Source organism: Methanolacinia paynteri, from assembly GCF_000784355.1.
Classification (GTDB): Archaea; Halobacteriota; Methanomicrobia; order Methanomicrobiales; family Methanomicrobiaceae; genus Methanolacinia; species Methanolacinia paynteri.
Genome location: NZ_KN360939.1, coordinates 224,596 through 235,096, shown reverse-complemented (window position 1 = coordinate 235,096; position 10,501 = coordinate 224,596). Strand labels below are relative to the sequence as shown.

Sequence of the window (10,501 nt, the reverse complement as noted above, 5' to 3'; positions counted from 1 at the left end):
TGATCAAAAACTGTCTCACCACACTCGACGCACTCTTCTCCGATAACACAGTCACCGTCGATACGGCCAACCACAACGCCGCCCGGATCTGGAAACTCTACGGAACAATATCCCGGAAGGGCGACGACACACTCGATCGCCCGCACCGCAGGGCAAAGATCCTCGACGCCCCGGAAGATATGGAGACCGCCGGGGCCGATACGCTCCAAAGACTCGCCGGCCTCCTCCCGAGAGACGAAGAGAAACCGCAGGCGAAGAGCGGCGATAAAAAGATCGACCTCTCCCTCTGGCTCTCCGATCACGGCATCACCGTCGCAAGCCAAAGACCCTGGCAGGGCGGAACCCTCTACGTCCTTGAAGAATGCCCCTTCTCATCCGCCCACAAAGACGGAGCCTTCGCCATACAGTTTTCAAACGGTGCCATCTACGCCGGGTGCCACCACAACTCCTGCGGCGGCGGGAAACAGAGATGGAGCGAACTCCGGGCGATGTACGAGATCAAAGAAGGCAAAAAGGAGAGACGAGCCGGAAGACAAACCGAAAAACCCGACAAAAACGAAGACGAAGAAAACACCCGGCGCAAGAGATCCTCGTTCCCCGAAAAGACCCTTGAGAAGGCCGCCGAAATCCTGAAAAACGGAGACCCCGTTAAATTCATGCTCGAAACCTTCTCGAAATTCCACGTCGGCGACCAGACGCTGGCCGAATGCCTTGTAATGTCCATCGCCTCCCAGTCGGTCATGAACACGAAAGGTCTCCATGTATTCGTATCCGGGGAATCGGGAAAAGGAAAATCCGATGCATGCAGGGCCATGCTCGAACTTGTTCCAAAAGACAACAGGCTCAGCGGAAAGGTCAGCGACAAGGCGCTCTACTACAACCGGGACCTGAAACCGGAGACCGTCTTCCTCTTCGACGACTCCCACCTCTCGGAAGATGTCTGCGAGATCATCAAGTCCGCGACCACCAGCTTCCGTGAAAAGATCGAGTACCAGACGCTCACAACCGACAGGCAGCTCAGGATATACAACATCCCGGAGAGGTGCGTCTGGTGGGTCGCGAAGGTCGAGTCCATCGGCGACGACCAGGTCCTGAACAGGATGCTCACCGTCTGGATCGACGATACCTCCGGACAGGACAACAAGGTACTCGACGACACGAAGAAAACCGAGGCACGGGAAAAGATAATCCTCAGGGAGCCCGCCGAAGTCGGCATATGCCGCTGCATCTGGGCGATTTTGAAGGAGGATACGACGTATGTCTCCATTCCGTTCGCCGAGAGGGTCCAGTTCTCATCAGCCGCAAACAGGAGGAACCCGGCGATATTTTTCGACCTCGTCAAATGTCACGCCCTTCTTTTCAAAGAACAGAGGGAGAGGTTCACGCCGGTAGACGAGGATGACAATCCTATAGAAGATCTCACCGCAATCCGGGCGACGGTTGACGACTTCAAAGCGGCTGCGAGGATCTATTCGGCCATCAACGGGGATTCGGGAAGCCAGGAGACGAAACTTACCAAAAACGAGACGGCCGCCCTCGAGGTAATTTGTAAAATGGGCTGGGACCTTGTCACGATCAAGATGCTCCAGGATGTCATGGGGATCTCGTATCACCAGGCAAGGAGGATCTTTCAGGGTTATTCGAAAGGTGACTATTCGTATTCGGGTCTCCTGGAAAAATGCCCTGCAATCGGTTTCATCGACGCAACGGTTTCGCAGGAGGTCGACGGCTATATGGTCCGGCGGCGTGAGAACCAGTTCTCATTCGATTACGAGATATACCAGGGATGGAATAATAGAAGCATTGTCTGGCTCGATGAGGAGGAGAACGACAACGATCCCGGTGATGATGACGGTGGTCCGGGGAACGATGGTCCTTCGGAGTCATCTTCAGTTTGCAACTTTGCACAATCTTTGCACACGGTTTGCAAAACAAATTTGCAAACTAAGACAGAGACAGAGGACGGTTCTTTTACTGAATATTGTATGGATGACGGAGATCTTTTATCCGTAAACAGTAGTTTGCACAAAAATCCCGGGGCACAGGAGATGAATAATACGCATGTACCTGTTCAGGAGTGTGTGTGTACGCGTGGTAATTTTGCAAACATAGAAGAAGAATACCCTGATCTGCCGGGAAATAAAAAAACAGCAGCAGAAAATAATTCTTTAGTTTGCAAAAACTTTTCGCAACCGGTTGTAAATGTGTGCAAAGTTGCAAATGTACCGGGTAATGTGTCGCCAGGCGATGTAAGGGGTTTTACTCTTCCCCTTCCAGGCGTTCTCGATCATCGCGATTTCGAGAGAACGACTAAGGAGCTCGGGAAGTGCGATCTCTGCGGGGAGGGGAAGGCGGCTTTTTCTTCGGATGAGCTGAAGATGAGTATTTGCGAGAGATGTTTCGGGAGGCTCCTGCGGGAGAGAGGCAATTAAAATTCATAAGGATTTGTGATCCGGAATTATTGGATTAATCACACTTTCTCCCGACAACATACCCGAAACTCGTCCATCTCCCCCCGTCGACCTCAAGCCTCTTCGGGTCGCCGTCCGGGTCCTCTTTGCAGAAGGGATCGTGACAGGCGAACGCAGTCCACCAGTCCCACGCATCCGGGGCATAGGCAGATTCTGCGATCCCGAACCCGGCCTTCTCTATCAGTTCCGTCGTCTCGTCGAGGCTCCGGAAACACTCCTTCCACGAGTACTCGTCCTGCGAGACAAAAGGTTCGAGGTCTCGGGGAACAGGAACGCCGAGATGCATCGGTTCGCCGACGCCGAATATACCTCCGGGTTTCAGCACCCGGCAGATCTCCTTCAACGCCTCCATGTATCCATCGATTCCCTGCGAAACCCTGATCATCTCAAGCGCAGTCGTCGAATAGACATAATCGAACGATTCCGAGGCAAAACCCGTACCCGGCACGCCCGCCTTTATCCCAAGAACCGAATCCTCCACGCCCCAGAGAATGGAATTCCTGCGGAGATGCTCCACCATCGGGTCTCCCTCCTCCCGGTCGTCCCACGGATCGATTCCCACCGCAAAGACCCCGTACTCTTTCGCAAGAAAACAGGTCTGCCACCCACGGTTACAGCCGACATCGAGCAGCTTCTTACCAGGCGCAATCCCCATTTTTTCCGCCATGAAATCGGCAAGCTGAAGTCCGCCCGGGCCGCTGCACTGTGCATATATCGTATCGTAATCGGTATATTTTGACGATTTTTTATATTCGAACCCTGCCATATTCCAATATCTCCAATATCAAGTCACGTTTTTATCATATAATCCGGCAGGGTTAAAAAAACGTTTATGAAACAAAGGTTTCACGGACTGTTTCACGGACTGTTTCATGTAAATCACAACATTATTTTCATGCAAACTATGATGACCGATAACTGAATTTAAGTTTGAATGTAAAATAAACATTAAACAATAAATGCGAAAAGTCCGGTCTTTTATGACAGGATCAATTGAAATTTCGAGGAACTTGAGATATGACAGAAAAACCCGCAATACTGCCCGGGGACTACGGCACTTTGCTTACCGAGGTGAACTTCAAAAGGATTTTCCGGGCATTTCCGGTTTCTCTGCGTCGAATCTCTGGAGAATGAAAAACTTTTATGAGACTTACCGTGGCTCTGAAAAACTCGCACCACTGGTGCGAGAAATAGGCTGGAGCCATTCATTATTATGGAGAGATGCGGGGACGACCTGAAGGGAATTTCCCTGCAATAAAATCAGGACCGTCTTTTTTTTAAAATACATGGCACTCCCGTATTGCTTACATAACTTACTATACCTTACTCGGGCGACCCCGGCACCGGCGGCCAGGTCCGCCGGACGGCCCCTACCCAGGGGCCTTGCCTTAAGATATCCCTCTCACGGCACGCTTGGGGGACCGACGAGGGTCCCCTAAGCTGTTTTTTGACATATTCCGTTCCGTACGCACCATGAATTTATCGCGGTTCGCGGCGAGGTGTTGTCAAAAGTGGTGAGGCTTGCTTTTATACCCACGCAAATTAACGAAGAGCCATATACTTTTCAGAAACACTCTCGTCATTAAAAAAAATCCGGGTTTTCATCTTATTCTGAGATCCTCGCGGCCGTTATAATAATCCACGACCTTCGGGTTATATATCCAGCAGATATGGCCGGCCTTGTCCGCAGCAATCTTGTTGGATTCAAGGAGATATTCGATTATCTGCATGAAGGTCTGGTACATCATCTGCTTAGGGAGATTTTTCCAGAGCGACGTTTTCTTATATTCGCCGCTGTTTTCCCTGATGAATGCCTCGACCATCCTTATACTGTCCAGTGTCGGCGAATGTGTTCCTGATCCCTTCTCTGCTGCTGAAGGCATAGAACATAATCTATTGTATAAAGATATATAATTTTCCGGGCAGCCACCTGTTCGGTCGAAACGGGAATACTATTTCAAAGAAAAAAAACGCCACTGCTTTAATAAATTTAATAGTGCCCCGCGTAAATGGTAATAATATGGGCGAAGAAGAGGATCTATCCAATACCTTTATCGGGGAACTCGAAGAACTCGACGATAGACTTGCCGGAGTAAAAAGATCCTATAACTCCGGGGAAGCGGAGAAAGCCGGATCGGAATACGAATTCGCCATCGGGAACTACTATGAATCCTTAGAACACCTGGAACCAGCAATAAAAGAGATCTTCGAACTTTCCAACGACAACCGCCCACATATCGAAAAATACCTGGATACGGTCGAATACTATTACGAATCCTTCTTCTCCTGGAAAGATACCTTCGAGCACGACTTCTCCGGGGAAGAAGCGGAAGTCGCCGCAATACTCGGCCTGGCCAGGGGAAGACTGCTGGCAATGTCTGGAGAATACAGTTCCGCCCTTGATAAACTCGCAGGCGGATTTAATTCGTCGCCGGAAGAATACCAGGCGGCATTCTGCGAAGAGATCGGCAACGTCCTTTACGAACTTGAAGAATACCACGCCGCTCTCGAATCCTACGAAGAAGCGATCGCGAGAGAATGGGACAGGCCCGGCGCATGGCAGGGAAAGATGCTTACCCTGATGGACCTGGAAAGACCGGGCGAAGCTCTTAATGCAGCACATATGGTGATGGAGCTCTGCGACGACGAATCGCCTGAAAATTACGTTGCGAAAACTTCAACCGTTATCTGCAACTTCGACCTGGGAAAATACCGGGAAGTTGTCGACAACACGCCGGTCGGCTTGCCGGAGTCCGAAGAAACGGACGACCTGAACGCACTTCTGTGGTATTACCGTTATATTGCCCTGAAAAAGACAGGCGCACCCGAACACGAATGCAACGGGGCATATGAAGAAGCTGTCCGCTATAATCCCGATATCGAATCGTCGGATGAAGCCAGGCAACTGCACGGGGATTAAACACAGCCCGGACCCGTAAGACCACCGGCTTCTTCCGGAAAATTTTTTTGAAAAAATAAAATTTCGCGAGCATACAAAATTCTATCCCCGGGGCACGATCAAACCCTGCATAACCGGCGAAGACAACATAAATGGTAATACAGAATATGGCATTATTCACACCAGATCCGCCTGAAACTTTCTTAAATCCGGCTCATATTGATAATGATAAATAATGTGAAATCAGAATATAGATTAGAGGCGCACACGTGGAATCATTAATATTTCTTATACTTTTCCCGCTGATTGCCGGAGGAATCATGCTCTTCCTCCCGAACGGCAGGGGGAGGGATCTATTCGTCAATTTCGCGGCAATTGTGACCTGTCTCGGATCATTATATCTCCTCTTTGAATATTTCGGAAAGGGCGAGGTATTGTTCGCTGTAGACGGCACATTTGTCGACCCGCTGATACTCGCGGCCGAAGTCGCAATCGGCCTCTTCATCATCGGAATCAGCCTGAAGTTCAAAAAATACCTGGTAACAGTCCTCGCGGCATTGCAGCTTGCGATGGCCGCATACACCGAGATCGTCTTCGAACCGGCGCATAACATCGGGTTCGACCTCTTCATCGACCCGTTCTCCCTGATAATGGCCTTGATCATCGGCATAATCGGGAGCCTGATCTGCGTCTATGCGACCGGCTACATGAAGACATATCACGAGCACCACAAGGACGTAAAGGACAGGAGACCGCTCTTCTTCTTCCTGATGTTCCTCTTCCTCTCGGCGATGTTCGGGATCGTGTTCTCCAACAACATCATGTGGCTCTTCCTGTTCTGGGAGATTACGACGCTCTGTTCGTTCCTCCTCATCGGGTACGCGAGGGACGAAGTCTCGTGGAAGAATGCATTCTGGGCCCTGCTCTTAAACGTCATCGGGGGTGTGGCGTTCAGCGGTGCGATACTCTTCATAAACGCATTCTCCGCCGGAACGGACATTTACTTAAACGAGCTCCTGAAGAGCTCGCCGGAGATCGCACTCGTCGCGGCGGCGTTCATCGGGTTCGCCGGGCTTACCAAGTCCGCACAGTTCCCGTTCTCCTCGTGGCTGGTCGGGGCGATGGTCGCACCGACCCCGGTCTCGGCACTCCTACACTCGAGTACGATGGTCAAGGCCGGAGTCTACGTGATCGTAAGGTTCGCACCTATATATGAATCAAGTCTTATCGGGATCGCGTTCGCGTTCATCGGCGCACTGACGTTCCTCACCGCATCGGCGATCGCGATCAGCCAGAGCAACGCAAAGAAGGTTCTCGCGTATTCGACTATAGCGAACCTCGGTCTGGTCGTCGCCTGTGCGGGAATCGGAACCGAGGAGGCGGTCTGGGCCGCGATACTGCTGATAATATTCCACGCGGTCGCAAAGTCGCTCCTCTTCCTCTCCGTAGGATCGGTCGAGCACCAGAAGCATTCGAGGGACATCGAGGACATGGGCGGACTCATCGCCGCGATGCCGAAGATCGCCCTCATGATGCTCATCGGAATGGCGGGAATGTTCCTCGCACCGTTCGGTATGCTCATCTCTAAGTGGGCGTCGATACATGCCTTCGTCAACGCGATACCGCCGTTCGGAATGCTGCTGATCGCGATAATCGCGTACGGCAGCGGAATCACGGTATTCTTCTGGACGAAATGGATGGGCAAGATCATTGAGGTCAGGACCGAAAGGAAGCCGGTCGAAAAGGAGGCGTCCCGCCCGGAGATGAGTGCGATACTCACTCTCGGGGGGCTCACCGTCCTGGCATGTCTTATATTCCCGCTGATATCGTCGACGATGATCGAGCCGTATTTACACGCCATATACCACACGACATCGCCACTCCTCAGCCTGAGCAACGAGATCATCATGCTCTTCATGATCGTCGTCGTCATCCTGCTCCCGTTAAGCCTCTTCCACTTCGCGAAGGGGCGGACGCTGAGAAGACAGTATATGGGCGCAAGGGTCACGGAGGTCGAGGGCGAGCACCTCAAATTCCTCGGCAGCATGGGCGTCATGAAGGAGGAGGAGCTCTCCAACTACTACTTCCCGAATATGTTCGGTGAGAAGGAGCTCAGCAGGGCCGGCGTCTGGTCGTCGATTCTCATAATCGTGGTGATGTTCGCCCTGTTATCGTGGGTCTTTCCGCTGGGGGTGATGATGTGAGTGCTATAGATATGCTGACAGGAGAACCGGTTATCGGGATTCTGCTCTTCATAATCCTCGCCCCGTTCGTCGGGACGATTGTTCTCGGGCTCGACCGGATAATTACGGCAAGGATGCAGGGACGGGTAGGGCCGCCCTTGTTCCAGCCGATGTACGATATACTCAAGCTCTTCGAGAAGGAGAAGATGGTTATACACGAGTCCCAGAACTTCTGGATATTCGGGTACCTCGTCTTCATCATAATCACCGGAGCGCTCTTCTTCGGCGGCTCCGATATCCTGCTGGTGATCTTCGCCCTGACTCTCGCGGAGGTCTCCCTGATACTCGGTGCATTTTCGTCAGGGTCGCCTTACGCCCATGTCGGTGCGGAACGCGAACTGATCCAGCTCATGGCGATAGAGCCGATGATAATAATCGCGGCCGTCGGGTTCTACGAGGTGACGAACTCGTTCAATACGCTCGACATCGCGTCGTACGGAAGCCCGCTCATACTGGTGCTTCCGGGAATCTTCATCGGGTTCGTCTATATACTGACGGTGAAGCTGAGGAAGTCGCCGTTCGATATCTCAACGTCGCACCACGCCCACCAGGAGCTTGTGCGGGGTCTCAATACGGAGTTCGCGGGATCGACGCTCGGGATGATCGAGCTTGCGCACCTCTACGAGCTCGTCTTCCTCCTCGGGTTTTTGTTCCTGTTCTTCGGGTTCGCTGCCCCTATAATCGGAATTATAGTGATTGCCCTTGTATATCTCCTGGAGATCTTCGTGGACAACGCGACTTCGAGGGTGAAATGGAGCTTCATGCTCGACAGCTGCTGGATTGTGACCGCGGTTGCAGGGGTCCTGAACCTGATGGCCCTGTACCTTATTTTGAGGTGATAGAGAATGGCATACATAACAAAATCCCCCTGGATTATACACTACGACGCGTCGAGCTGCAACGGCTGCGACATCGAGGTCCTTGCCTGCCTTACACCTCTCTATGACGTGGAGCGGTTCGGGATCATCAATACCGGAAACCCGAAGCATGCCGACGTCTTCCTCGTGACGGGCAGCGTGAACGAGCAGAACAAGCCGGTGATCAAAAATATCTACAAACAGATGCCCAAGCCGAACGTGGTCGTGGCGATCGGGGCCTGTGCATTATCGGGCGGTGTCTTCCGCGAGTGCTACAACGTGGCCGGGGGAGTGGACAAGCTGATCCCGGTGGACGTGTATGTTCCCGGCTGTGCTGCGAAACCGGAGGCGATAATCGACGGGGTTGTACAAGCCCTCGGGGTACTGGAAAAGAAGAGAGAAGATATGAAGAAAGAGGCGGAGGCGGGGCACTAAGATGACTATCGAAGAACAACTGATAAGGGAGATTTCGGTCGGCGAACTTCTGGACGAAGTGAAAGCGAAGTCGGACGACGGGTACCGCCTGGTCCAGATCGGGTGCACGAGAATCGAGGACGCCTTCGAGATCAACTACTCGTTCGACAAAGAGAATCGTTTCGAGAACCTCCGGGTCACGATCGGCGAAGACGTGACGATGCCGAGCATATCTGATATATACTGGGGAGCGTTCATCTACGAAAACGAGATGCACGACCTCTACGGGATTCCGGTCGAAGGGATGAACCTGGATTTCAAGGGGAATCTTATCAGGACGAGCGTCCCGCACCCGTTCAGGGGCGAGGTTACGGTGAAGAAAGTCCCGGCGAAGAAAGCGGTGGAAGAGACCAAGGAAGAAGCGAAGGCCGATGCGGGAGGTGAAGAATGACAGGAAGGCGAACGGTAGTTCCGTTCGGGCCGCAGCATCCCGTTCTCCCGGAGCCGATCCACCTTGATCTCGTGATCGAGGACGAGAAGGTTCTCGAGGCGATCCCTTCAATCGGGTATGTCCACCGCGGGCTGGAGAAGCTCGTGGAGAAGAGGGATTTCAAGAACTTCGTGTATATCGCGGAGAGGATCTGCGGGATATGCAGTTTCATCCACAGCGTCGGGTTCTGCCAGGGGATCGAGAATATCATGGATATCGAGGTCCCGGAGAGAGCGAAGTACCTGAGGACGATCTGGTCGGAGTACTCGAGGATGCACAGCCACCTTCTCTGGATGGGGCTGTTTGCGGACGCGATGGGATTCGAGAACCTCTTCATGAACGCGTGGAGAATCCGCGAGCAGGTGCTCGACGTGATGGAGGAGACTACCGGCGGAAGGGTGATCCAGGGTTCGTGCAAGGTCGGCGGTGTCCGGAGGGATATCTCCGGGTCGAAGTTGAAGGAGATGTCGGCGGGCCTCGACAGGACCTATGCCGAGGTCGAGGAGCTGAACCATGTCTTCTTCGACGATTCGACGGTTATCCACAGGACGAGCGGAATCGGGTATCTCTCCAAGGACGATGCCTACCACCTCGGGGCTGTCGGGCCGACTGCGAGAGGTTGCGGGGTTGCGATCGATGCACGCGAGACCGGATATCTTGCATACCCGGAGCTTGACTTCAAGCCGGTCGTCGAGAATGCGGGAGACTGCTACTCGCGGTGTGTTGTCCGTGCGAAGGAGGTTCTCCAGTCGGCGGACCTGATCAAACAGGCGATAGAGAAGATTCCCGACGGGGATATCGAGGTGAAGGTGAAGGGCAACCCGGACGGAGAGTACTTCTCGCGGGTCGAGCAGCCGAGAGGCGAGTGCATCCATTACGTGAAGGGCAACGGGAAGAGGTACCTGGTCAGGGAGCGTGTGAGGACGCCGACTTTGACGAATATCCCGCCGCTTGTAAAGATGCTCGCGGGCTGCGAGATGGCGGATGTCCCGGTGATTGTCCTGACGATCGATCCGTGTATCGGGTGTGCGGAGAGGTGATTTGAGATGGGAAAGATTACATTCACGATGGCGAAGAGGATTTTAAAGAACCTCGTCGGCGGGCCGGCGACTCTCAGGTACCCCTTT

Annotated in this window: 10 protein-coding genes; 8 read left to right on the top strand and 2 right to left on the bottom strand. The window is 53.0% G+C overall.

The genetic code is table 11. From position 1 onward, the window contains the following. Nucleotides 1-2,432: hypothetical protein (locus METPAY_RS15165; protein WP_048152476.1), on the top strand; the 2,432-nt coding region annotated here is incomplete at its 5' end. Between the two features lie 34 nt (nucleotides 2,433-2,466). Here the strand turns inward: METPAY_RS15165 and METPAY_RS11000 are convergent. After that, a complete protein-coding gene (locus METPAY_RS11000; RefSeq protein WP_048152474.1) occupies nucleotides 2,467-3,237 on the bottom strand; it encodes an SAM-dependent methyltransferase in 771 nt (256 codons plus the stop codon). A gap of 193 nt (nucleotides 3,238-3,430) precedes the next feature. Here METPAY_RS11000 and METPAY_RS15730 point away from each other — a divergent pair, with 193 nt between their 5' ends. After that, entirely contained in the window at nucleotides 3,431-3,709 is a 279-nt protein-coding gene (locus METPAY_RS15730; protein WP_084600823.1) for a DUF1016 N-terminal domain-containing protein, read from the top strand. A 363-nt stretch (nucleotides 3,710-4,072) separates the two neighbouring features. Here METPAY_RS15730 and METPAY_RS10995 read toward each other — a convergent pair whose 3' ends face one another. After that, nucleotides 4,073-4,354, bottom strand: a complete 282-nt coding sequence (locus tag METPAY_RS10995) for a hypothetical protein (protein WP_048152471.1) — start codon at nucleotides 4,352-4,354, stop codon at nucleotides 4,073-4,075. Nucleotides 4,355-4,491: 137 nt separating this feature from the next. On the opposite strand from METPAY_RS10995, the gene METPAY_RS10990 reads away from it, so the two are divergent. The 6 genes from METPAY_RS10990 (at nucleotide 4,492) to METPAY_RS10965 (ending at nucleotide 10,414) form a co-directional block, all read left to right on the top strand. Further along, the gene (locus tag METPAY_RS10990; protein ID WP_048152468.1) at nucleotides 4,492-5,391 is read left to right on the top strand and encodes a tetratricopeptide repeat protein; all 900 of its coding nucleotides are present in this window, start codon (nucleotides 4,492-4,494) and stop codon (nucleotides 5,389-5,391) included. Nucleotides 5,392-5,639: 248 nt separating this feature from the next. Beyond that, nucleotides 5,640-7,574 (top strand): NADH-quinone oxidoreductase subunit 5 family protein, encoded by a 1,935-nt coding sequence (locus METPAY_RS10985; RefSeq protein WP_048152467.1) that lies wholly within the window; start codon nucleotides 5,640-5,642, stop codon nucleotides 7,572-7,574. A gap of 11 nt (nucleotides 7,575-7,585) precedes the next feature. Further along, nucleotides 7,586-8,452 carry an NADH-quinone oxidoreductase subunit H gene (locus METPAY_RS10980; RefSeq protein ID WP_048152539.1) on the top strand — a complete coding sequence of 289 codons (867 nt, stop codon included), beginning with the start codon at nucleotides 7,586-7,588 and terminating at the stop codon, nucleotides 8,450-8,452. A gap of 6 nt (nucleotides 8,453-8,458) precedes the next feature. Beyond that, nucleotides 8,459-8,905 carry an NADH-quinone oxidoreductase subunit B family protein gene (locus METPAY_RS10975; RefSeq protein ID WP_048152465.1) on the top strand — a complete coding sequence of 149 codons (447 nt, stop codon included), beginning with the start codon at nucleotides 8,459-8,461 and terminating at the stop codon, nucleotides 8,903-8,905. 1 nt (nucleotide 8,906) lies between these two features. Beyond that, the gene (locus METPAY_RS10970; RefSeq protein WP_048152462.1) at nucleotides 8,907-9,335 is read left to right on the top strand and encodes an NADH-quinone oxidoreductase subunit C; all 429 of its coding nucleotides are present in this window, start codon (nucleotides 8,907-8,909) and stop codon (nucleotides 9,333-9,335) included. After that, a complete protein-coding gene (locus METPAY_RS10965) occupies nucleotides 9,332-10,414 on the top strand; it encodes a hydrogenase large subunit (RefSeq protein ID WP_048152459.1) in 1,083 nt (360 codons plus the stop codon). Before METPAY_RS10970 ends, METPAY_RS10965 begins: the two co-directional genes overlap by 4 nt. The last annotated feature ends 87 nt before the right edge of the window (nucleotides 10,415-10,501 follow it).

Excerpts from the sequence above, each read along its gene's own strand:
- METPAY_RS11000 (WP_048152474.1), bottom strand. The coding sequence starts at position 3,237 with ATGGCAGGGTTCGAATATAAAAAATCGTCAAAATATACCGATTACGAT.
- METPAY_RS15730 (WP_084600823.1), top strand. The coding sequence starts at position 3,431 with ATGCGAAAAGTCCGGTCTTTTATGACAGGATCAATTGAAATTTCGAGG.
- METPAY_RS10995 (WP_048152471.1), bottom strand. The coding sequence starts at position 4,354 with ATGCCTTCAGCAGCAGAGAAGGGATCAGGAACACATTCGCCGACACTG.
- METPAY_RS10990 (WP_048152468.1), top strand. The coding sequence starts at position 4,492 with ATGGGCGAAGAAGAGGATCTATCCAATACCTTTATCGGGGAACTCGAA.
- METPAY_RS10980 (WP_048152539.1), top strand. The coding sequence starts at position 7,586 with ATGCTGACAGGAGAACCGGTTATCGGGATTCTGCTCTTCATAATCCTC.
- METPAY_RS10975 (WP_048152465.1), top strand. The coding sequence starts at position 8,459 with ATGGCATACATAACAAAATCCCCCTGGATTATACACTACGACGCGTCG.
- METPAY_RS10970 (WP_048152462.1), top strand. The coding sequence starts at position 8,907 with ATGACTATCGAAGAACAACTGATAAGGGAGATTTCGGTCGGCGAACTT.
- METPAY_RS10965 (WP_048152459.1), top strand. The coding sequence starts at position 9,332 with ATGACAGGAAGGCGAACGGTAGTTCCGTTCGGGCCGCAGCATCCCGTT.